17 protein-coding genes and 2 pseudogenes are annotated in these 23,868 nt (G+C 55.9%); 18 read left to right on the top strand and 1 reads right to left on the bottom strand.

Annotated features, from left to right (window positions below; all coding sequences use genetic code 11):
* The first annotated feature begins 258 nt into the window (after positions 1 to 258).
* The 16 genes from nodC to AB4Y44_RS27200 all read left to right on the top strand — a co-directional run bounded on the left by nodC (position 259) and on the right by AB4Y44_RS27200 (position 21,866).
* Entirely contained in the window at positions 259 to 1,497 is a 1,239-nt protein-coding gene (gene nodC, locus AB4Y44_RS27275) for a chitooligosaccharide synthase NodC (protein ID WP_083245589.1), read from the top strand.
* A 64-nt stretch (positions 1,498 to 1,561) separates the two neighbouring features.
* Positions 1,562 to 2,476, top strand: a complete 915-nt coding sequence (nodI, locus tag AB4Y44_RS27270; RefSeq protein ID WP_368619617.1) for a nodulation factor ABC transporter ATP-binding protein NodI — start codon at positions 1,562 to 1,564, stop codon at positions 2,474 to 2,476.
* The gene (locus tag AB4Y44_RS27265; protein ID WP_305120853.1) at positions 2,477 to 3,268 is read left to right on the top strand and encodes an ABC transporter permease; all 792 of its coding nucleotides are present in this window, start codon (positions 2,477 to 2,479) and stop codon (positions 3,266 to 3,268) included.
* A gap of 95 nt (positions 3,269 to 3,363) precedes the next feature.
* Positions 3,364 to 4,161, top strand: a complete 798-nt coding sequence (locus AB4Y44_RS27260) for a sulfotransferase (RefSeq protein ID WP_083245588.1) — start codon at positions 3,364 to 3,366, stop codon at positions 4,159 to 4,161.
* Positions 4,162 to 4,324: 163 nt separating this feature from the next.
* Complete coding sequence (locus AB4Y44_RS27255; protein WP_342922752.1) at positions 4,325 to 4,915, top strand: NodA family N-acyltransferase; 591 nt, start codon at positions 4,325 to 4,327, stop codon at positions 4,913 to 4,915.
* 85 nt (positions 4,916 to 5,000) lie between these two features.
* The gene (gene nodS, locus AB4Y44_RS27250; protein ID WP_069268326.1) at positions 5,001 to 5,630 is read left to right on the top strand and encodes a nodulation methyltransferase NodS; all 630 of its coding nucleotides are present in this window, start codon (positions 5,001 to 5,003) and stop codon (positions 5,628 to 5,630) included.
* A gap of 1 nt (position 5,631) precedes the next feature.
* A complete protein-coding gene (gene nodU, locus AB4Y44_RS27245) occupies positions 5,632 to 7,362 on the top strand; it encodes a nodulation protein NodU (RefSeq protein WP_305120852.1) in 1,731 nt (576 codons plus the stop codon).
* 77 nt (positions 7,363 to 7,439) lie between these two features.
* A complete protein-coding gene (gene cysC / locus AB4Y44_RS27240; protein ID WP_368619618.1) occupies positions 7,440 to 8,057 on the top strand; it encodes an adenylyl-sulfate kinase in 618 nt (205 codons plus the stop codon).
* A 92-nt stretch (positions 8,058 to 8,149) separates the two neighbouring features.
* Positions 8,150 to 9,751 carry an efflux transporter outer membrane subunit gene (locus tag AB4Y44_RS27235; RefSeq protein WP_368619619.1) on the top strand — a complete coding sequence of 534 codons (1,602 nt, stop codon included), beginning with the start codon at positions 8,150 to 8,152 and terminating at the stop codon, positions 9,749 to 9,751.
* Between the two features lie 93 nt (positions 9,752 to 9,844).
* A complete protein-coding gene (locus tag AB4Y44_RS27230; RefSeq protein WP_069268323.1) occupies positions 9,845 to 10,996 on the top strand; it encodes an efflux RND transporter periplasmic adaptor subunit in 1,152 nt (383 codons plus the stop codon).
* An 11-nt stretch (positions 10,997 to 11,007) separates the two neighbouring features.
* Positions 11,008 to 14,052 (top strand): efflux RND transporter permease subunit, encoded by a 3,045-nt coding sequence (locus tag AB4Y44_RS27225; RefSeq protein WP_368619620.1) that lies wholly within the window; start codon positions 11,008 to 11,010, stop codon positions 14,050 to 14,052.
* Between the two features lie 662 nt (positions 14,053 to 14,714).
* Positions 14,715 to 16,403, top strand: coding sequence for an NAD(P)/FAD-dependent oxidoreductase (locus AB4Y44_RS27220; RefSeq protein ID WP_368619621.1), 1,689 nt, complete (start codon positions 14,715 to 14,717; stop codon positions 16,401 to 16,403).
* A 35-nt stretch (positions 16,404 to 16,438) separates the two neighbouring features.
* Positions 16,439 to 17,779, top strand: a complete 1,341-nt coding sequence (locus tag AB4Y44_RS27215) for an amidase family protein (RefSeq protein ID WP_368619622.1) — start codon at positions 16,439 to 16,441, stop codon at positions 17,777 to 17,779.
* A gap of 71 nt (positions 17,780 to 17,850) precedes the next feature.
* Positions 17,851 to 19,206 (top strand): carboxyl transferase domain-containing protein, encoded by a 1,356-nt coding sequence (locus tag AB4Y44_RS27210; RefSeq protein WP_368619623.1) that lies wholly within the window; start codon positions 17,851 to 17,853, stop codon positions 19,204 to 19,206.
* 934 nt (positions 19,207 to 20,140) lie between these two features.
* Positions 20,141 to 20,998 carry a sterol desaturase family protein gene (locus tag AB4Y44_RS27205; protein WP_069268317.1) on the top strand — a complete coding sequence of 286 codons (858 nt, stop codon included), beginning with the start codon at positions 20,141 to 20,143 and terminating at the stop codon, positions 20,996 to 20,998.
* A gap of 91 nt (positions 20,999 to 21,089) precedes the next feature.
* On the top strand, positions 21,090 to 21,866 hold the full coding sequence (locus AB4Y44_RS27200; RefSeq protein WP_069268316.1) for a glycosyl hydrolase: 777 nt from the start codon (positions 21,090 to 21,092) through the stop codon (positions 21,864 to 21,866).
* Between the two features lie 73 nt (positions 21,867 to 21,939).
* Here the strand turns inward: AB4Y44_RS27200 and AB4Y44_RS27195 are convergent.
* Positions 21,940 to 22,143: pseudogene (locus tag AB4Y44_RS27195) on the bottom strand (transposase domain-containing protein); the annotation flags it as partial.
* 116 nt (positions 22,144 to 22,259) lie between these two features.
* Here AB4Y44_RS27195 and AB4Y44_RS27190 point away from each other — a divergent pair.
* Together AB4Y44_RS27190 and AB4Y44_RS27185 are read left to right on the top strand one after the other, a co-directional pair.
* Positions 22,260 to 22,493 (top strand): hypothetical protein, encoded by a 234-nt coding sequence (locus AB4Y44_RS27190; protein ID WP_176732985.1) that lies wholly within the window; start codon positions 22,260 to 22,262, stop codon positions 22,491 to 22,493.
* A 698-nt stretch (positions 22,494 to 23,191) separates the two neighbouring features.
* A pseudogene (locus AB4Y44_RS27185) lies at positions 23,192 to 23,287 on the top strand (transposase); the annotation flags it as partial.
* Positions 23,288 to 23,868 lie beyond the last annotated feature (581 nt).

Raw genomic sequence — 23,868 nt, 5'->3', positions numbered from 1 at the left:
TGATCTGACTTTCAGCCGATACCGATGGAAGCGTCCTGGGCGACCTCGCTACCATGAGGTGCATTACTGGAAATTTCTCTCGTACGCCACAACAGCGTCTTTCCTGCCCCATGGAGAAACGTCAACTCTACAGGCACGAGAATAATTGCCACTCGAATCATGCATGAACCTGGATGGTATTACCGCGCCTGACTCCCGCGCCATCGCTCACGGCAGGCCTGTACTGAGAATCCCAACGTCTCCTAGCACACTGACCCGATGAACATTCCTGCCGCAATCAACACGACATCTGTCCTACTATACGCGTCACTTTCGGCCATCTATAAAAGCGCGCAGGTTCTTCACACTCTACCGACTAGCGGCGGCCCACCTGCATGCATCAAGGTATTCGACATAGAGTATTTGCCGGACATCGACGTCATCGTCCCGTGCTTTAACGAAAACCCCGAAACGCTGCGGGCGTGTCTCGACTCGATTGGCGCCCAGGATTACGCGGGCGCTATCAAGGTTCACGTAGTCGATGATGGATCCGCCAACCGCGATGCGTTGAACGTGGTGTATCGGGAGCACGAGCATGATCCGCGATTCAAGGTACTGCTTCTTCCACAGAATGTGGGAAAGCGTAAAGCGCAAATCGCCGCGATACGTTCTTCGACCTCAGATCTCATACTTAACGTAGATTCCGACACCACTCTGGCGCCGGACGCAGTAAAGAAACTCGTGCTGACAATGAGCGACCCATCGGTCGGTGCAGCCATGGGTCAATTGGTAGCCAGCAATCGCAGCGACACGTGGCTGACCCGCCTAATCGATATGGAATACTGGCTTGCGTGCAACGAGGAGCGCGCGGCGCAAGCTCGCTTTGGCGCCGTGATGTGCTGCTGCGGACCGTGTGCAATATACCGGCGCACAGCGCTTCTTCTGCTGCTGGACCAGTACGAAACGCAAATGTTCCGGGGCAAGCGCAGCGATTTCGGCGAAGACCGCCATCTGACAATTCTGATGCTCGCGGCGGGCTATCGGACGGAGTACGTTCGAGATGCAGTCGCCGCGACCGTGGTTCCGGATAGGCTGCGACCATACCTGCGCCAGCAACTGCGCTGGGCGCGCAGTACCTATCGCGACACGCTGCTCGCCCTTCGCCTTTTGCCTCGTCTTGACCGCTACCTAACTCTTGATGTGGTAGCGCAGAACATTGGCTCTCTGCTGCTGGCCATTTCAATGATCTCTGGCTTTCTGCAGATCGCGCTCACAGCCACTGCTCCTTGGCAGGCATGCTTCGTTATTGCTTCAATGACGATGGTCCGTTGCTCCGTTGCGGCCATTCGCGCTCGCGAGCTTCGATTTCTCGGATTTTCAGTGCACACACTCATAAATCTTTTGCTCCTGCTTCCTGTAAAGGCATACGCTCTATGTACATTGGACAACAGTGACTGGCTTTCCCGCAGTTCTGCCGTCCAAGACCGCGACGAGCACCATGTTCCCAAAAGCGAGTAATGCGTAGCATCGCGCGCGCTACGGAATCTTCCTTAAACAGTGGTCTGTATACATTTCCGGCTCCATGTCTAATGCAGCGATCACCTTCTCCAGCGTAAGGAAATCTTATGGCGGTAAGCTTGCCGTCGACGGATTGTCCTTCCGTGTAGAGCCCGGCGAGTGCTTCGGTCTGCTCGGGCCTAATGGTGCCGGCAAAAGCACTACCACGCGAATGGTGCTGGGTATGGCGCTGCCTGACGCAGGCGTGATTACCGTCCTCGGAGAACCGGTGCCAGCGCGGGCACGCCTGGCGCGGAGGCGCATTGGTGTCGTTCCGCAATTCGACAACTTGGAGCCAGGTTTTAGTGTGAGCGAGAACCTGAAACTCTTCGGGCGCTACTTTGGGATGAGCAAAGGCGAAATCGAGGCGGTCGTTCCATCCTTGCTGCACTTCGCACGTCTTGAGGACAGGGCTCACGCACGCGTCACAGAGTTATCGGGCGGGATGAAGCGCCGCCTAACCATTGCACGCGCGCTCATCAACGATCCGCAACTTATTGTCATGGACGAACCGGCAACCGGGCTAGATCCGCATGCGCGCCACCTCATCTGGGATCGTTTGCGCTGTTTACTCGCACGCGGCAAAACAATTCTTCTCACTACCCATTTCATGGAAGAGGCAGAGCGATTGTGCGATCGGCTATGTGTAATCGACGGGGGACGCAGCATTGCTGAGGGTGCACCTAATGCATTAATCCAGGAGCAGATTGGAAGTCACGTTATCGAGATATACGGCGGCAACCCACATGAACTCAAAGCGCTGCTCATGCCGTTTGCGCAGCGTACAGAGGTTAGCGGTGATGCACTCTTCTGCTACACGGCCGATCCACAACATGTATGCGCGCGACTGCGTGAGCGTAACGGTCTGCGTATTGTGCAACGTCCCGCGAACCTGGAGGACGTTTTTCTTCGGCTGACCGGACGAGAAATGAAGGATTGAATGATGCGCGAAGTGTTTTTGATTACTCTACCCGGCAACGCCTGGAACTGGCGCACAGTATGGCGGCGCAATTATCTGGCGTGGAGAAAAGCGGCACTTATCTCCCTTCTCGGCAACCTGGCTGACCCGATGATGTACTTGTTCGGTCTCGGCTTCGGCGTCGGAATAATGATAGGTCACATCGATGGCACTCCTTACATTGCATTCCTGGCGGCTGGAATGGTTGCGACAAGCGCCATGACCTCAGCGACTTTCGAAACGATTTACGCTGCCTTCGCTCGCATGCAAGTTCAGCGCATGTGGGAAGCCGTGCTCTGTACCCAACTGACAATTGGCGATGTCATTCTTGGCGAATTGGCATGGGCCGCTACAAAAGCCCTTCTCGCGGGCTCCGCCGTGATGGTAGTTGCGGCGACGCTCGGTTACGCGGCGTTTTCGAGCATCGTATCTGTGATCCCTGTCGTTTTTCTGACTGGCCTCGCTTTCGCGAGCGTGGCAATGGTACTCGTTGCGATCGCGCCGAGTTATGACTATTTCGTTTTCTACCAGACGCTTGTGCTTACGCCCATGTTGTTCCTGAGTGGTGTCGTCTTCCCTGTGGGCCAACTGCCCGGCGCGCTTCAAGACCTTGCACAGTTCCTGCCGCTTGCCCACTCCGTTGAATTGATCCGTCCGGCGATGCTTGCACGTCCGGTCGGCGGAATGGGGCTGCATCTGGGCGTGCTTTGTGTCTACACAATACTGCCGTTCTTCCTGTCTGCGACACTGGTCCGCCACCGGCTGATGTCTTGATGCCGACGGCGTTGCGCCTCAGCAGCAGTCTTGTGACAAGCGTCAGACTGGGGCTACACCCGAACCACCGCTTTCAACCTAATGAAATGCACGCCATGACCCACTTGATGCCGAAAACTCAGCCATTCGTGATTCTCGGGATGCCCAGAACCGGCACTCACTATCTGGAAGAACTGCTGAATGCTCATCCGAGCGTCTTGAGCAATGGCGAGTTGCTCAACACCTATGACACCAATTGGCCTGATACCAACCGGCTCAGGTGCAGCAATCTGGAACTTCTCGAGCTTGCCTATCTTCGCTATCCGGTCCAAAAGGGAAAGGCACACGCCACGCATATCGGTTGCAAGATCAATCAGCCGCAATTTCTGGAACGCCCAGGATTCTTTGAGGAATTGGCACGGTGGCCATGCCTGAAGGCAATGCTTGTAGTCCGCAGGAATACGCTGGAATCGCTGCGATCTCTGGTGCAAGCGAGACAAAGTGGTGAATGGCTGAAGTACGGTTCGGACAATGGATCAGCTCCGCCTCCTCAGGTCGCGTTGACCATTGAATTGTGCGAAGCCTACTTCAAAGCTGCAGACGATTTTCATCGTCAAGTCGTCGACTCTTTCGCGCCAGAGAATCTGCTTTCAATAGACTATGAAAACCTCCTCGATGATCCCGCCGGATGCATGGAAGCGGTACAGACGTACCTTGGGACTTCCATGCATCCCTGCTCTCACAGGACAGTTCTTCAAAGGCAGGAAGTACGGCCTCTGGAGCAGACCGTACTCAACTTCGACGAGTTGAAATGTCACTTCAGTGGCGGGAAGCATGAGAGATTTTTTGAAACAGCGAGAGGTGGACTTTCCTGTAATGGCAGGATCCATGTTCGCCCATGTTCATTTCCATAGAAGCAGCACCAAATCTATCCTTCAAACAAGTCTGCTATCGAAAGACTAATTTTACGATCTTGCGTTCCCTACTGGCGCAACATCCCGAACGCGAGGCTTCCACCTCCTGGGTAATCGCACGCCACTGGTTGCGCGTAGACGCAATTGAACAAGGTATCTTTCCATGTCTTCAAAGGTGCAGTGGAAACTGTGCTGGGAAAATGAGCTCCAGCTTTCCGATCATCTCGAATTGGCCCAGTTTTTTCGGACGACGTATGGCCCGACCGGACCGTTCAATGCTAAGCCGTTCGATGGCGGTCGAAGTTGGGCCGGGGCGAGGCCCGAACTCCGCGCAATTGCCTACGATTCGCAAGGTGTGGCGGCGCACATGGGTTCGTTGCGCCGCTTCATCAAGGTTGGCACAACCGATGTGCTGGTGGCGGAACTGGGTCTGTATGGAGTGCGGCCAGACCTCGAGGGGCTCGGAATTAGCCAATCCATTCGCGCGATGTATCCTGTATTGCAGGAGCTTCGCGTGCCATTCGCATTTGGCACCGTCCGCCATGCTTTGAAGAACCACTTCACGAGGTTGTGTCGACATGGAATGGGAACGATCATTCCAGGAGTTCGCGTCCGTTCAACGCTTCCCAACGTTCACCTCGATTTGCCGGCAACACGTGTTGAAGATGTACTGGCGGTGATTTTGCCAATTGATAGGGCTATGAGTGAGTGGCCGCACGGGACTGAAATCGAACGCAATGGCCCTGAGCTATGACTCGCCTGCATCTGTACCGGACATGCGGTCAGCGGCTCGATCTGTCCTGCAACGAGATTAGAACGCACACTCTCGGGTAACTAAATTGAAAACCGTAACGCATTTTGACTTGCTGCGACGGGAGTTGGACGCGGACGACCCGTGGCAACTGGACAGTAATCCGTTCGAGCATGAGCGTCATATGCACATGCTTCGATTATCCCTCTCTAAAGGCCCCGTTGCCCATGCCCTTGAGGTTGGTTGTGCGGGGGGCGCGTTCACAGAGAAATTGGCGCCATACTGTGGGCGGCTCACCGTGATGGATGTGATGCCGCAAGCGCTTGCGAGAACACGCAAGCGCTTAAATTACCCGCCGAACGTGAACTGGATCGTTGCAGACGTCCAGCACTTTTCTAGCGCAGAGCGGTTCGAACTGATCGTAGTCGCGGAGGTTTTCTACTATCTCGCCGACATCGCCGAAGTGCGAGATGCTATCCGCAATCTGGCATGCGTACTCGCGCCTGAGGGCCAGTTGATATTCGGTTCAGCACGTGACGCCAATTGTCGACGCTGGGGACATATTGCTGGTGCCGAAACGGTGCTGAAGATGCTAAACGAACGGTTCACCGAGATTGAGCGAGTCGAGTGCGTCGGCCAGTCGTCCAACGAGGATTGCCTGCTCGCACGCTTCCAGAACGCAGTGCATTTTTCCCATCAATCAGATTTACCTCGCTAGGGTGAAAGATACCATGCGCATCTGTGGCCTCAAGCTGACACACGACGGAGCGATCGCCGTTGTCGAAGATGGAAAGCTCCTTTTTTGCATCGAACAGGAGAAGCGGGACAACAATCCGAGATATCACGCTATATGGAACCTCGATGCAATTGAAACCGCATTAGCCGAGCACGGTCTACAGACAGACGACATCGACGAATTTGTGATAGACGGCTGGGACGGCGAAGTGACGTCAAAGTTCCAGGCGCTGAGCGGCCCCACCCCAATCGTCCTCGAGGGTGCCCCCTATACGGAACGAAGAAACGGCGATCTTCTGGCTTCGGTCGACGGCACTGGGCTGCTGATCGGCGGCAAGTCATATCGATACAGGAGCTACCCTCACGTGTCCGGCCATGTCGCCGCCGCATACTGCACGAGTCCATTCGCACAACTAGGGCAACCTGCGTTATGCCTAGTGTGGGATGGCGGCATGGTGCCACGGTTGTACCATGTAGGACGCGACGACGTGCGGCTCATTGACCAGCTGTTCCCCATCATCGGTCAAATGTATGCAGCGGCCGGACATCATTTCGGGCCGTACGCAAAGGCGGCGGGTGCTGAGTGGGACCTGGGAGTGGCTGGCAAGCTAATGGCGTACATCGCGCTGGGGTCAGTCGACGAAGACATCATTGATATATTTCGTCACCTTTACCTGGAACGCTTCGCAGGCGACACAGAACTCGCGCGAAACTATCGCCAGAATCTCCACCTTCCGAGTACATCGCTCGCAGCGATACGCGATTTCTTCCACGCATGCGTGCCGGACCTGCAAGCTAAACCTCCCGAAGACGTACTCGCCTCTTTCCATACTTTCCTTGAACGCCTACTCGTCCGCGAAATGGAGAAGGCCCTGCGGCAGCATTGTATTCCCGGGCCGCGCAACCTGTGCATATCCGGCGGATGCGGGCTCAATATCAAATGGAACAGTGCATTACGCACAAGTGGCTTGTTCGATGCTACCTGGATTCCGCCCTTTCCGAACGACAGCGGTTCGGCGATCGGTACCGCATGCTGCGCGATAGCCGCGAACGAGGGCTTCATGCCGTTAGAGTGGTCGGTATATAGCGGCCCCGCAATGAAAACGGGCACCCGAGTGCCCGGCTGGTCTGCGTCGCCTTGTTCCTTAGCTGAACTTGCACATATTCTCGCCGAAAATAGACCCGTCGTTTTCCTTGCCGGACGCGCCGAGCTGGGCCCACGAGCACTTGGGGCGAGAAGTATTCTCGCCGCTGCGACTTCGCCGAGCATGAAGGCTCTTCTCAACGATGTCAAGCATCGGGAATATTTCCGTCCTGTGGCACCTATATGTCTTGAAGACCGGGCGCCTGCTGTATTTCTCCCCGGCACTCCAGACCCCTACATGCTGTTCGATCATCAAACACGCGACGAATGGCGGGACAAGATACCTGCCGTCGTGCATCTCGACGGTTCTGCGCGGTTGCAGACCATTGCAAGGTCATCCGAACACCCTGTTGCGCAGCTGCTAATCGAATACGAGAAGCTCACAGGCCTTCCCTTGCTGTGCAACACCAGCGCCAACCACCTGGGACGAGGCTTTTTTCCCGATGCTGCGTCGGCGTGTGAATGGGGACGTGTCGAACACGTTTGGTGCAATGGTCTTCTATTTACCAAGACATGCAGAGACGAGATTTCGGCGTCAGTCGATGAGCCGGTCTCTTTTGGACTCGCATGACTTTGGATCTTCACCGCAATGCCGCAACAAGTGAGCGCTAGCTCATGCCCCGACCGGACCGATCTAAGTAGGCAAGTATGGCGAATGAGCCTTCCACTTCAGAGTTGTATGCGCACGGCTTCCGGGTTCCCCCGGAGGCAAGAGCACGCTTGCTTCGGCAAACGCCGGCCATTCTCTGGTTTACCGGCCTATCAGCCGCGGGAAAGTCGGCTATTGCTGACACCGTGGAGGCGCGTCTCCATACAGCTGGCCGACTCACCTACATTCTTGACGGCGACTCCGTCAGGCTCGGTCTATGCAAAGACCTTGGCTTTACCGATGCAGACCGTCACGAGAACGTACGGCGCGTCGCAGAGGTCGCAAAATTAATGGCCGACGCCGGCATCGTAGTTTTGGTATGTCTCATCTCGCCGTTCCGCCGCGATAGGGAACTCGCCCGCTCTACGGCGGGCCGCCGTAACTTCGCCGAAATCCATGTCCACGCGAGTTTAGCCGCGGCGGAAGCCCGTGACCCTAAAGGGTTGTATCGGCTGGCAAGGCGCGGCGCAATCCAGCGCTTCACCGGCATCGACTCCCCGTATGAGGCGCCGACGGATCCGGACGTCTTCATCGACACATGTTGCAAGTCCATCGACGAAGGTGCCGATATGGTCCTGAATTGGCTCCGCAGTTCAGACCGTTACCATCATTCGTGATTGCATACACGCTCGCAGCAACACCGTTGAAACTGGAGGAGTTCTGCATCCAACAATTGAGAACACCCATCGCTCGCAAGCCAGGTAGATAGATGAATGACGAGGTCCAATGCGGCTCCGGTCGTGCACGTTTGCATCCGCAATCCAGCGCGGTAGCTTTTCACTGCACAACAGGCCGGGTTGTCACGCGTGCCGCAGTAATCGCTGTAGTGTTTCCACTCCTCGGCTCGCTGGCCGGCTGCACGGTCGGCCCCGAATACCACACGCCAGCGCCACCCGCGATTCAGCATTACACAGCAACGCCTTTACCTGATCGCACGGCTTCGTCGCAGGGCGAGGCGGGTCTCGAGCAGCGGTTTGCGGCCGGCGGCGACCTGCCCGCTCAATGGTGGACGCTCTATCGCTGCGAGCCGCTCAACACGCTGATAAGCGGAGCACTTAAAAATAGCCCAACGATCGCAGCAGCCAGTGCCGCGCTACGCCAGGCCGCCGAGAATATGAGCGCACAAGCAGGCAGCGCACTCTCCCCGTCTGTCGATATCAAGCTCAACGCGATACGGGAGAAGCTGAACGGCGCGACGTTGGGGCAGCCCAACATCAACAAAATACTGACTCTATACAACACGTCGGTAAGTGTTTCGTATGATCTGGATCTGTTTGGTGCAGTTCGGCGCGAGCTCGAATCGCAGGGCGCGCAGGTCGATTTTGAGCGCTTTCAGCTGCAAGGCGCCTACCTAGCACTGTCGGCAAACATCGTGACGACTGCCGTCAAGGAAGCGTCGCTGCGTGAGCAGATCAGCGCGACCGAGAACATCGTAGCCGACGAGGAGACGCAGCTTGGCGTTTTGCGCAAGCAATTCGAATTCGGCGGTGCGGACCGGATTGCCGTGCTCTCGCAAGAGACGTTAGTCGCGCAAACACGGGCGACGCTACCGCTGCTGCGGCAGTCGCTCGATCGGACTCGACACCAGCTTGCCGTGCTTTCGGGCAGATTACCGAGCGAAGCAGGTGTGTCCGAATTCACGATGTCGATGTTCACACTACCGCAAACCTTGCCGGTCAGTCTGCCTTCCTCGCTGGTCCGGCAGCGGCCGGATATTTTGGCCGCTGATGCCGTGCTGCACCAGGCGAGCGCCGAGGTCGGTGTCGCCACGGCAAACCTCTATCCACAACTCATGCTCTCCGCGAATTACGGCCCACAGTCTTTAACGCCGGCTGGCATGCTGAAGTATGCCGACATGATCTGGAACATCGGCGCGGGACTCACGCAACCAATATTCCATGGTGGGCAATTGACCGCAAAAAAAAGAGCGGCGGAAGCCGCCTTTGACGAGGCCAACGCGCGATATCGGCAAGTCGTGCTGCTCGCATTCGAAGATGTGGCGGACACGTTGCGCGCACTCGATCACGACGCGGCTGCTCTTGCCGCCCAAACCGACGCCTGGCGCGCGGCTAGCAGTTCACTGGATGTGGCGCGCGGACAGTTTCGAGTCGGCGGAGTCAGCTATCTGTCGCTGCTCGACGCACAGCGCCAATATCAGCAGGCCGTCGTGAATCTCGCGCAGGCGCAAGCAGCTCGCTATGCAGATACAGCTGCTTTATTCCAGGCACTGGGTGGCGGTTGGTGGAATGACACGGCGTATGACGAGAAGGGGCATGCTGGGCATGCAAACGCCGGCGCCCGCTCCCAGTGACTGCTCATGACGATTGCTGCCGCCGCATACGTTTCACGGGTAGCGCGCCAAAGACGCTTGTGCCTCGTGAGTTTGCCGTGCAAGGACACTACGATGACGATGAAAAGACTAACAGGAAAACGGATGACCATCATGCTGATCTGCGTGGGCAGTCTACTCGGCACGCTGATCGGCTTCAATCTTTACAAAGCGCATATGATTAAAAAGTTCATGATGCGCGATGGCATGGCCGCCGCCACGGTCACGTCAGCTGTGGTCAGCTATCAGACTTGGCAGCCGCAGCTTTCCGCCACGGGCAGCCTACGCGCGGTGCGCGGCGTCGACGTGACGACAGAAGTCGCAGGCCTCGTGCGCGAGCTCGAATTCAGTTCCGGTGAGGAGGTGAAGGCCGGACAGGTTCTCCTGCGCCTCAACGCCGACTCTGATCGCGCACAGCTCGCATCGCTAAAAGCTGCCGCGGACCTTTCGCAAACGGTTTACACGCGCGACAAGGCACAGTATGACATACAGGCCATTTCAAAAGCCCAGTTGGATGCCGACACAGCCGAACTGAAGAGCAGACGGGCGCAAGTCGAACAGCAAGCTGCCCTCGTCGCCAAGAAAACCATTCGCGCACCTTTCGCAGGACGCGTGGGGATCACCACCGTTAATCCCGGCCAGTACATCAACCCGGGGGACGCAATTGTTACCCTGCAAGTCGTCGATCCCATTTACGTCGACTTTCACCTACCCCAGGAACAACTGGCGCAACTCGAGGCCGGACAGCACGTCTCCGTAAATACAAGCACATTTGCGAGCCTTAGCTTCGGTGGCCAAGTCCGCGCGATAAATCCGCGCGTGGACAGCACAACCCGCAACGTTCAGATCGAAGCGGTCCTGGACAACCACGAGCGCAAGCTGTTGCCCGGCATGTACGCGAACGTGAAGATAGATGTGGGTAGCGAGCAGCGCTATCTGACCTTGCCGCAAACCGCGATCGCGCACAATGCGTACGGTGCAACGGTATTCGTCATTAGACGGCGCGAGCAAAAAAACGCGCACGGTAAAACAATGCCGGTGGCGCAACAGGTATTCGTGACGCCGGGACCCACGCGCGGGGATCAGGTGGCGATCCTGAGGGGTCTCGACGAAGGCGCGCAGGTCGTCACGAGCGGTCAGCTCAAGCTACAGAACGGCACACCGCTCATCATCAATAATCGTGTGCTGCCTGCGGACAGTCCTGCTCCGACGCCTCAGGAGGAGTGAGAGGCCTCCCAATGAAATTCACCGACATTTTTCTCAACCGGCCAGTCCTCGCGTCAGTACTGAGCGTGCTGATCCTCGTACTAGGCTTGCGTTCGCTCTCCACGCTGAAGGTCAGTGAATATCCTCAAACCCAGACGGGCGTAGTCACGCTTACCACTTCCTATTACGGTGCGAGCGCCGACACAATGGCTGGGTTTATCACGCAGCCGCTAGAAGCCGCCATCGCTCAGGTGCAGGGCATTGACTACATGTCGTCGAAAAGCAGCACGGGCGTGTCGACGATCAACGCGACGCTACGCATGAATTATGATCCGAACCGCGCACTCACCGAGATCAATACACAGATAGCGTCTGTGCGTAACCAGTTGCCGCGCGAGGCCCAGCAGCCGGTGCTGACGATGCAGGTGGGCCAGACCACCGACGCGATGTATATGGGCTTCTACAGCGACGTGCTGCCGCCCAACAATGTCACCGACTATCTGCTGCGCGTTGTGAAGCCGAAGCTCGACTCCATTCAGGGCGTGCAGACCGCGGAAGTACTGGGCGGTCGCCAGTTCGCATTGCGCGCATGGCTAGATTCAACCAAGCTCGCAGCGCACAATGTCACTGCTTCTGATGTCTACACAGCACTCAACAACAATAACTACCTCGCGACACTCGGCACAACAAAAGGCCAGATGACCAGCGTCAGTCTAAACGCGCGTACCGACGTCCGTTCGGTGGAGGACTTTCAGAAACTGGCTGTCAAACAAAAGAACGGAGTGATCGTGCGTCTCGAGGACGTTGCCAATGTCGTGCTAGGCGCGGACAATTATGATTCCAGCGTCGCATTTGGCGGCAAGCGTTCTGTATTTATCGGAATTAAGGTAGCGCCTGACGCAAACGTGCTCGATGTGGCCAGACGCGTTAAATCCGTGTTTCCCGATCTGCAGAAGCAGTTCCCGACGGGGATGGCTGGTGATATCGTCTACGACGCGACAGACTTCATCAACAGCGCGATTGATGAAGTAGTGAAGACGCTCGTCGAGACGTTGCTGATTGTCACGGCCGTTATCTTCCTCTTCTTCGGTCGTTTGCGCGCCGTCATCGTACCCGTGGTCGCGATGCCGCTTTCGCTGATTGGCACGTTCTCCATGATGCAGTTGCTCGGTTACTCGATCAATCTGTTGACGTTACTCGCGATGGTGCTCGCGATTGGGCTGGTGGTCGACGATGCGATCATAGTCGTCGAGAACGTCGACCGCCACATGAATGAAGGCAAGTCTCCCATGGAAGCCGCGCTAACTGCCGCGCGCGAGCTTGGCGGCCCGATTCTGGCAATGACCGCCGTGCTGATCGCCGCATATCTGCCTATCGGCTTTCAGAGCGGCCTGACAGGCACCCTTTTCACTGAATTTGCGTTCACCCTTGCGAGCGCCGTCGCGGTGTCAGGCGTGATTGCGCTAACCCTGTCGCCGATGATGTGCTCGCGCATTTTCCAAAATGTGCACGAGTCCGGGCGTTTCGCCGTTTTCGTCAATCGACAGCTGGATCGTGTGCATGCCGGCTATGCGCGGCTCTTGCATGCGGCCCTCGACACATCTTCCGTGTTCGTCGTCATGGGAGTTATGCTGCTTTGCGGAACCGTTTATCTCTTTTCGACTTCGCAGGCAGAGCTTGCGCCGCAGGAGGACCAAGGCATCGTCCTATCGCTGATCCAGGGGCCGCCGAATGCCACAGTCCAGCAAATGCAGACATACGCCGATCAGGTGTTAGAAATGTCGAAGCGCTTGCCCGAATATGCCCAGCTGTTTCAGCTAACTGGCCTGCCAACATTGAATCAGGGCTTCGGTGGCGTTCTCTTCAAGACTTGGGACAAGCGGAAAAGAGGCGCAACCGAACTACAGCAGGAGCTCCAGCAGAGGTGGAATGGCATTGCTGGTGCTCGTGTCGCCGCGTTCCAGTTCCCGCCTTTGCCGGGCGCACAGGGTTTCCCCGTGCAATTCGTGATCAGCACGACAGAGCCCTTCGAGAATCTCGACCAGGTGACGAAAGCCGTACTCCAGAAAGCGCGTGCAAGTGGCATGTTTCTCTTTATTGATAGCGATCTAAGGATCGACAAGCCAGAAACGGTCGTCATAGTTGACCGCGACAAAATCGCGTCACTCGGCCTCACGCAAAGCGATGTAGGACAGGCGCTAGGCGCTGCACTCGGCGGTAACTACGCAAACTATTTCTCGATCGCTGGCCGCTCATACAAGGTGATTCCGCAAGTCCAGCAAATAGATCGACTGAATCCGTCACAGGTACTCGACTATTACTTGCGCACGCCGGACGGCAGCATGATTCCGGCATCGACGGTTGCGCACCTGAAGCAAGCAGTCGTCCCTGAATCGATCAATCGGTTCCAGCAACTCAATGCGGCAACGATCTCCGCTGTGATCTCACCTAGCGTCTCCCAGGGCGAAGTTCTCGACTTCCTTCGTCAGTCCACGAACGAAGCAGCTCCGGCAGGTTACAACACCGACTACGCAGGGCTATCGCGCCAGTTCATGCAAGAGTCCGGTAACTCCTCGGTCACGCTCATGTTCGCGACGATTATCGTGTTTCTTGCGCTTTCAGCGCAATTCGAAAGCTTCCGCGATGCCCTGGTCATTTTGGTGTCCGTCCCGATGGCGCTCTTCGGTGCTCTCGTCTTCATCAATGCCGGCTTTTCGACGCTCAATATCTATACGCAGATTGGACTTGTCACGCTCATGGGACTCGTCAGCAAACATGCGATTCTTGTCGTGCAGTTCGCGAACCAGCTTCAGCGCGTGGGCCGCGGCAAGCGAGAAGCCTTGGAGGAAGCGGCAGGTGCACGCTTGCGCCCGATCCTCATGACGACGGTCGCCATGGTGCTCGGCGTACTGCCCTTAGTCGTCGCCTCGGGCGCGGGCGCAGCAGGCCGCAACGCAATGGGTCTGGTGATCTTCACCGGACTATCGATCGGCACTGCGTTCACACTGTTCGTGGTACCGGCGATGTATATGTTGCTGGGTGCAAATCATCAGGGGACGCCAAAAGACCAGTCATAACCTGGTTGTCCAACTGTGCAGTAGCGATGTCTTCGTCTATTCAAAATACACACTCCCCGGCACCCGTGCGTCAGCATGATTGCCGTGCGAGGACGAGCGATGCGCTGCTTGGCATTGGATTTCGTCGAGCACGCCTAACCCACCCTTTTGCAGTTAGGGAAGCCAACGCTGGAAGGTCCACCGGTCGTGCTCCTCGAGCGCTCTTGAGCTCACAGGCAATGAGATGGACAAGAGGACGACGAAGCGTCAAACGCTTGCAATGGCACCTAGATCAAGGTGCTGGCGCCGTGACCCTCGCAAACGCGCGGGCGCGACGAGGTTTCTGACCCGATGAAAAAACCATCGTTGTCAGCGCCCTTAAGGTTGACCCAGAGCACATTGTCGGACCTCAGGTATAGCATCTCCATTTTCACACTATCGGCACAACTATCCATAGCCCGCTTCCAGATTGCTACAGACATCAATTTTACTTGCTTGATTTCGCTACAGCAGATTGCTATCGTCGATTGCATAGACATTCCGGCGCGGCATTTTCTACTGACGAGCAACACGTTATCGGAAACGAAATATAGGATCTCGCCCCGTTCTATCGAGATTCGTGCGTCACTTCCCGCCATCATCGTCTTTCGCGTCGATGCATTGCCATTACAGGAGAGGAATTCATGAAAAACTGCGTCGCATCTTCAAAAGTACCATCGACGACCGTCGATCTACTGTATGACTATGCTCCGTTTTTGGACCGGGGCGCATCTGTAGGGGCCATCGGAACTCTCTCCTCGAATATCGCAAGTCCACGCGTTGCTATTGTGGGAGCTGGCATCAGCGGCCTTCTGGCCGCGAACGAACTGATGCGAGCAGGTGTATGCGACGTCACTGTGTTTGAAGCTCGCGATCGTATTGGCGGCAGGTTGTGGTCACAGGCGTTTGATTCAGAGCACCCACATCTCATCGCCGAAATGGGCGCAATGCGGTTTCCCCCAAGTTCGACCGGTCTTTTTCATTACCTTGACCGGTATGATATTCCCACCACAGCATCGTTCCCCGATCCTGGAGTCGTTGATACGGAACTGCATTATCGCGGCGTCCGCCATATCTGGCCGGCCGGAAATCCACCGCCGCCTCTATTCAGGCGTGTACACGAAGGGTGGAGAGCTCTTTTGCAGGATGGATGCGTGATCAATGGCACAGCTCTCGTCGCGCCAGCCGAAATTACTGCCATGTTAAAATCGCAGCGCTTGAACGAAGCACGCACCGCGTGGCAAACATGGCTGGATTTATTTCGCGACAGCTCGTTCTATGCCGCCATCGTCACCATTTTCACGGGTCCTTGCCCGCCTGGAGGTACCGCTTGGGAAAGGCCGTACGACTTCGAACTGTTTGGGTCCCTTGGGATTGGCTCAGGTGGTTTTCTCCCTGTCTATCAGGCCGGATTCACTGAAATTTTGCGTCTCGTCATTAACGGTTACATGGACGATCAACGCCTCATCTCGTGCGGAATTTCAACACTGGCTGAACGCATTGCAGGCGAGAATATTTATGGCAACACCGTTTCCGAACGAGTTCGCTTCAGCGGCGTCGGTCGCATCTACAAAGAAGGTTCAGAGATCAAGATCGTGACTGACGATAACGAAATTGCGACCTTTGACCGGGTGATCGTCACCAGCAACAACAGGGCGATGCAGATGGTTCATTGCTTGACAGATGATGAAACGTTTCTCAGCCGCGACGTATCCAGAGCAGTCAGAGAAACTCATCTGACCGGATCGTCAAAACTCTTCATGCTCACCCGAGACAAGTTCTGGATAAACAAGAAACTGCCCATAACCATCCAGTCTGACAGCTTCGCACGAGGCGTATACTGCCTTGACTACGAACCTCACAACCCAGATGGTCGGGGTGTGGTTTTGCTCAGCTACACTTGGGAGGACGACGCTCATAAGTTGCTGAGCGTTTCGGACAAAAAAGAGCGATGCGAGTGCTTCGTCGACGACCTGTCAACCTTCCATCCAGAACTTGCGCGTCACCTCGTCCCTGCAGATAAGGACTATGAACGCTGCGTCCTCCATCATGACTGGCTGACCGACCCGCATTCGTCCGGCGCCTTCAAGCTCAACTACCCCGGCGAGGACGTCTATTCGCAGCGTCTTTTTTTTCAATTTCAGACGGCAAACGATCCAGCAAGCGATACAGGACTCTACTTGGCAGGATGCGGCTGTTCTTTCACCGGTGGGTGGGTTGAGGGAGCCGTGCAGACAGCGATCAACAGCGCATGCGCCGTTATACGTAGCGTCGGGGGTGATCTTTTGCCTGGCAACCCTCTTGACGATATACGCAGTGCCTACAGCTACTAATATCGCACTCCCCGACCTCCCACTTGCAAAATTTCATGCATTTTCACAACACTCTTGAATCACTTCGCGACGTCATAAGGTCTGGAGCAGTTACAGCGGAAGAGATCCGGGATCGCGCGCTGAACGCAGACGCTAACCAGACACATCTAAACTGCTTCATACGTGCTCGCAGTCCGGAGGCTCACTTCGCGAGGGCGAGGGACAATCTGCGAGGCGCGCCACTCTACGGCATTCCTTTTTCTACAAAAGACAATATTTGCGTCAAGGGACTCCCTGTAACCGCCGGGACACCGGGCATGGTAGATTGTATAGCCACACGCGACGCACTTGTGGTCAGAAAGCTCAAATCCCTCGGTGCCGTCGTCGCCGGCAAGAACAACATGCATGAACTGAGCTTTGGAATCACGTCCGTCAATCCCCATTGGGGAACCGTGGGCAATCCGGCGGCTCCGGGCCATTTGGCCGGCGGGAGCAGCGGCGGCTCCGCCGCAGCTGTGGCAGCCGGTATTGTCCCGATGGCGATCGGAACCGACACTGGCGGCTCGGTGAGGATACCCGCAGCCTTTTGCGGCATAGTCGGTTTCAGACCAACAAGTGGCCGGTGGTCTTCATCCGGGATCATTCCGGTTTCACGCACGAAGGATTCACCGGGCCTCCTGACGCGTTCGGCAAAAGACGCATTGTTTCTATACGACTTGCTGAGCTCCGATAGCCAAAGCCCGCCAAAACAAACAAATACTCGCTGTCGAATCGGTCTTCCAAGCTCCATGTGGAACGACTTGGATGATGATGTTCGGAAGCATTCCTGGCAGGCGATCAGGCGTCTCACTCGTGCAGGCTTTCAGTGCGTCGACCTCGATGACGCTGTTGTTTCAGAATTAAATAAGTTCGGCACTTTTACTATTCCAGTTTACGAATTTTTTACGGACTTTCCGCGCGCACTGCTCTCGTTTGGATGGGGAAGCAGGGTTAATGCTGTGTTCGACAACATCCATGACAAGTGCGTGAGGAGCATCATTCATCAACACCTTGACGGAAGTTTGATTTCCGCGAAAGACTATTCCGCCGCAGTGCAGAACATTAACGACTTGCGGCTACAAATGAATGCGCTGCTCAACGCTCGATGGATCGATTTTCTAGCTTATCCCACTGTCCCGCGCAGCACTCCTCACGTTAGCGATGCACAGCGTCCGGGACTGTTCGCAGACGTAATACGCAACACCGACCTCGCAAGCAATGTCGCAATGCCCTCCATTACCTTGCCTGTGGCGCCGAACGATGCATTACCCGTGGGATTGAGCCTTGATGCCGCACGTGGCCAAGACCGCCGGCTCCTTCTGATGGCGGCCGCTGTGGAGGAGATTCTTGCTTCGTAGCGTACGCGACTCTCAATCGCGCTGGCGCTGGACTTCCAAACGCTCACGCACTGCCAGGAGGTAAACAGTTCATGCAGATTTCGTTGCAAAGAGTTGGCATGCTTTTTGATGCGGGTAGCTTTGTCGAACATGATCCAAGAGCGGACGCCCACTTCCTCTGCGGCGAGGGACTAATCAATTCGGTCAAGTCATTTCTGGTCATGAATCGTGGACAAGACTGTATGTTCAATGGAACCGGACAATGGCGTACTGCCGAGCAAATCATAAGCACTGTGAATCAGGCCCGGGACCAGCGGGCTCCGTTGATATACATTCAGGATCATCCGGGAGAGGTGGGCAGTTTCGATACAACGAAAGTAATTTCATCAGATATGTCGAGATTGCTTTTGTCTCCAGCAGGGATGGGCAGGGTCAGCGCGTCGCTCGCAGAGTTAGCAGAAGCCAATCTGCTGATCTCAGCAATACTAGGACCGACGTCAGGCCCGTTGGCTCTTCCGATCATGCTCGCCGATCTGGTTTTGATGACTGAGAAAGGGGCTCTATGTATGGGCCGTCCGGATATGGTGAAGGCGATGCTGGCTGAGCAGTCGGATCTTCATTCGCTTGGCGGAACAGACGTTCACTGCCGGGGCTCGGGGTCAGTTCAGCTCGCGTTCAAAGATGAACGCCATTTGTTTGAATGCGTAAGAGATTTTCTACGCTGCCTCGTCAAAGGCACACCGTCGACCACGCTTGAATATGAGGAACCCGACGCAGTCGATTTTGAAAATTTGATTCCGTCCAATCATCGCACCCCCTATGACATGCATCATTTGCTGCTTTCTTTTGTGGACAAAGGCAGCTTCACTGAAACAAACGCCGAATACGCACGAGAAGCATTGACGGGCTATGCGCGCATTAAGGGACATTTCGCGGCAATCGTGGCAAACAACCCGCGATTCAACAGCGGCGCCATCCACCGGAAATCCGCGGCCAAGATGGCAAAAATGATAAACATAGCTGCAAAGACCAGCATGCCAATCATCTTCCTTGCCGACGTTCCCGGGTTCATGATAGGCAGGGAAGCTGAAAGTAGCGGTATATTTTTGGCAGCAGCGGAGTTGTTCAGAGCACATGTCAGATGCCACGTACCTAAGCTACTCCTTGTCGTCCGAAAAGCCTACACCGGCGGTGTGTATGCGATGAGCGGCCCCGGATTCGATCCAATAGCCGTGCTGGCGTATCCGCACGCACACATCGGCGTTTTTAGCCCGGACACGATGGGCAAACTGATGTCTGGTGCTGAAGGCGCTATTAAAGACACGATGCGGAAGCTATCTGACGAGATCCAGAATCCTAATCTTTTAAAGGCTGATGGACTGATTACTGACGTAATAGGAGTGGAAGAGACTAGACAAGAGGCTGTCAGATATCTGTTTCCGACGTGACACGGTCCGTTCCTCACGGAAGATTTGAGCGGACGGTCGCGCGCAATGGCGCCTCGAAGAGGACCGTTCTGCGCCATCAAAATCCCTCAGAAAGTTTTAGTAAAATCGAGGCATCTGACGATGCGCAATTAGCCAGACCTGATCGCTTACGCGCACATAGAACCAGACTGCACTATCAGCCGCTAATCGTCGGCGTTGTCACGTTGTCAGTCCGGCACCGGGACTTTGGACATTTCCGCCCCGAGGACACCACGTCGCTGGACCATACAGGCCCCTTCACCGAACGGCCGTTGGCTCTTCCGCACTTGCCCATCCGCTCAACTATGATGTAGGGCGATATCGGTGCATCAGGCAGGGAAGTCAAATCGTTGAATGCCAGCTGTGGTTTCTCGCGTCTCCTAGTGCCCAGATGTCCTTGAGAGACCGACTCGCTGCTGTGGGTTTCGTGCCGCGCCAACCCAACTGTGACGGCATAGGAAGGACGGTCGGCCGCGATGAGATTGCCGTCCTATCCGCAGAAGAGCAGGATCGGTGAACAGTGTGGCAATCAACTCCTGCGGCAAGTCAGCTGTGGCTGAATGCCGCCAGTACTTACGACGGAAGCGAAAACGGCATTTAGAATACGAATGTTTCCTATCCAAACAATTGATTTTCGCAATGGCGCGAAGCGATGCATACTAAAACTTACCGTGCAGTCGTCACGGTTATAGTTTGATATGGTTTGAAGTACTACGGTACTGATGTTGCTTGATCTGCTAGGTGCAACCCGCGCACTACCACCCTCACATCGAATGGCATGCCGAATCGGTATTTATAGGACGCGCCGGACCAAATAGTTTCGGACCGGTGAAGCGACAGCTGTAAGGCGGCTGCCTGACGATTACCGCTTTAATCTAGGCTCGCGCATAGAGCGCCGATTCGCCGGAGCAAATGAATGCACGTTGTCGATATTGATCAGATGGCCCGGTTCTTCGTGAGCTCATTAGAGCTCGTGATGGTGTTCGCTAACGTCTGCGTCGTACTCGAGCTGATCTATCCGGCCTACCGCTACAGTTTTGCGTCATACATTCGAGGCGTGCGGAACTGGATAATCCGCATTGGTTGTGGTGCATTAATCTGGCACCTTTACGCTATGGGGCTGCAGTGGCTAGGGGTGAAACCACTCCTGACAGTCGATTTTGGGGCGTTGTTCCATTCCGGCAACACGATTGTCGGCGTGTTTATGGCGGTTCTTTCTGGCGTCCTGGTTGCAATTGCCGGCGACTTCTTTTACTACTGGATGCACCGCGCACAGCACGCAATTCCGCTCCTGTGGCGCTTGCATGCCACTCATCACTCGATCCGCGAGCTGACCGCGTGGAACTGTAATCATCACATTTCCGAACCGCTTGTTTACGCGGTGTTTGTAGCACTGCCACTCGCGCTAATCCACTTCAATTCCGGTGTCGTGCCCGCGATTGCCATGACGCTAATTAGTTTTCAGGCACATCTTTCTCACTCTAGCACGCGCGTGAATCTCGGGCCGCTCCGATACATCATCGGCGATAACCAGTTTCACCGCATTCACCACTCAATGGAGTCGCATCACCGGCACCAAAACTATGGGTTCTTCACCACCATCTGGGACACGGTTTTTCGCACGGCATACTGGCCGGATAAAGAGGAATGGCCGGAAGTGGGTCTTCGCAACCAACCGGAACCGCATACGGTTCGCGACTACGTTCTGTTCCCGTTTGACCAACGCCGCTGGTTCCGACCGGCGGTCAAAAGTGGCAACAGGATGAGTGAATGATAGTTCCGCAAAGTTACCGCTCATATCCCCTAAAAGCCAAGAGAGACCAATCTCGACTGACATCATCCACTGTATAGGAGACAGCAACCTTATGCCGCGAACGCCATTCCTCGCCGGCTGTGCCGCCACAGTTTTGATGGTTTGCAGTGCAGAAGCACAGGCCGATGGCTGGTCTGCAACTTCGCCCGAAGCCTCGTCCTGCTATCCGGCCGATCTCCTTTTTGCTTCTAGCTCCTACGGTAGCTATACGTTCAACAATGACGTTTGGGCGCCCTGCCAAGGTGTCGCCGCAGGCAAGCAGACGATCTGGGCCAAGAGCAACGTTGACTGGGGCGTCTCTTCAAAACAACCCGACACCGGCCACATCAAGTCTTATCCGCACATCGGATACGCGGTCAACAAGCCACTCAGTTCGCTTAACTCGCTGACCGCTGTCGTCTCATCGACCACGCCTTACGGCGGCGCTTGGGAATCGACCTTCGATATCTGGGCCGGAAACAATGCGCACGAAATCATGGTCTGGCTCAACTATACCGGATTGCCTGATGGCTGCGGCAACGTCAAACCGATTTCCGCGAACTGGACGTTCTCCGGCTGTGCGATCCCAATTCAGAAAGATGTCCCGCTGTCGGGTGGTACCTGGAATGTCTACGTGGGCAGCAACGGCCGTAACACGGTCTATTCGTTTCTTCGCACAACAAAGACCGACCACACCACGCTCGACGTGCTGGCGTTCATGAATTACCTCAAGTCGCGGAATTATTTCGATGACGTCGTGCTTGGTGAGGTTCAGTACGGCTTCGAGATCACGTCGTCGCCTAGTGGCCTGTCTTTCGCGTCCAAAAACTTCGCCGTCACCACCGAGTGATGTGGCCGCCTCCAGTCCTCGCGTAAGCGTACGGTGCAGGCCGTTCTTGACACCGGTGAGTGCTTGAGGATTCTCAGGCGTGGTCGTTCTTGAGATGATCGGCAATTACCCACGGAAGCAGTTCGCCGACGCGACTGACTGGATGATCGGCGATACATGCAATGACGTAGCGCAGAGCTTCGGGGTCGAGGCCGTTCAGCTTGGCCGTGGCGACCAGCGCGTAGATTGCGGCAACCCTTTCGCCGCCACTGCCCGAGCCGAAGTGCAGGAAGTTCCGTTCCAGCGCTACCGTTTTGCGTCTTTGCCCTCATGCGATTTGCACGTTTTGATCAAACCATGCTAATCGCCCCCTTAGCGGGAGATGCCAGAATCGCTCGTGCGCTGGATCAAGTCATGCAGAAGATCGAGGTTTCTTTCCAGCGAACCCTTGACGGTGTCGAGACAAAAGGCGCGGCCCGCGGCCTCAGTGACCGTCTTGTTATAGCGGTCCGATTACCATTCGACGAAGCGGTTCCACACCGTCGTCGGCAGCGGGCCGTCGCGTTCGATGCCAAGATACAGTCTGCTGGCGTGGGCCTATGTCTGACGGCCACATCCGATGCTGGCCATCAAGCGCTGGCCGCCTGATCATGCCACCGACCCGCATACACCATTCTTGACGATTTCTCGCAGACCCGATCGGAAACACGAGCGCCCCGAACCAGGGGACCTACATGCCGTCCTGCTGCGCAAGCGGCAGGACGCCGGCCAGCGCAAGCACGGGCCACACTGCATGCGGAACTTGCGGCTACCGACCGAAGGAGAGCGGCCCGAGAAAGCTGATGGCGACTGCAAGACCGAGTGACACGCACGCGCCGGACGGCTTCGAAGTAGCACAGCGTCATGCCCGCCATCGCACTACCGAGGACGATGGCGGCGATCTAGCGCCGCCGGAGAAGGTTGAAGCGGCGGTCGCACCACGATTGACGGTACCACGCCCGCGAAACAAAGGCACACCCAAGTCGTGCTGAACGTACCATATTGTGCCATCACGGGCCGCGGCAACGCGGCACCAAGCTGTACGCTGCACATCGACGCGATGGCCATGATAGGCGCGGGCCCACTTGCACTACGATTTACGCGGACGGAATCCGATTCTTCGCTCATACACGGCTCAGTGACGATGAGGCACAAATCCTAGCAGCACCAATTCGCTTTATATAAATGGTTATTTCTTCTGGATACTTCAATCATATTGATGCCCCTTTTAGTCCATTGTATCGTTGAAAAAGCACCTTATTTGGTATCCAATGGAACACATGGAAAAGATGAACTTGACCACGCTTGGACGGTCGAGCGTCGCGCCAGGGAAGTTGCTGCGAGCCATGCTAGTCTGGATGCTTTACAGCGTTCGCTCGGAGCGCCAACTGATGGAGCAGGTGGCTACATACCGCGGAGAGTAATGCATGTTGCATGAGCACGCTGCGGGTTTTCGTGCCAAACGGCACGAAAACAAGACTTTTCATGTAGTCATGCAGAGCACTTTCCGAAATCTTAGTAGTCTTATGACCTCCGCAACTAAAAATCTGACAGATCCCTTCGGGCGTCGCTTGATTGTCTGCGCCGCCCTGTCGGTTATCCCTCGCCCGGTAGCCGGGGCCATTGAGCGTCTAACACGCTGTTGAAGCGTTTCGTCTTACCATAAATTGGCGTTGCAGATTATCTTGCAAAGGTTCACCCTGCGACTGTCAAAAAATCTCACCGTCGATGGCCGGCTCTGCCTCGAACTAGCAGCTGCTTCATCCGCCACTTACGCTTCAGTCAAAAAGGACGCGATCATCCCTGCTCAGGATATCATCCTACCGCGCTCGGAATTCCGAGCGTCTCGCACAGTCCCTGCTCGACGCGTCGCAGCTCCGCGCGGCCCTTGATGGCCGTAGCGGGTTAGCTATTGTGCGTGACAGGACGGCGAATCAGGGAAACGGCCACAGGCACAAACCGAAACCGAGATGAACTCCGCGCG

Origin of the sequence: Paraburkholderia sp. BR10937, assembly GCF_040965695.1 — a bacterium.
Classification (GTDB): domain Bacteria; phylum Pseudomonadota; class Gammaproteobacteria; order Burkholderiales; family Burkholderiaceae; genus Paraburkholderia.
Note: the sequence above shows the minus strand (reverse complement) of the source record. Positions and strands in the feature narration are given on the sequence as shown.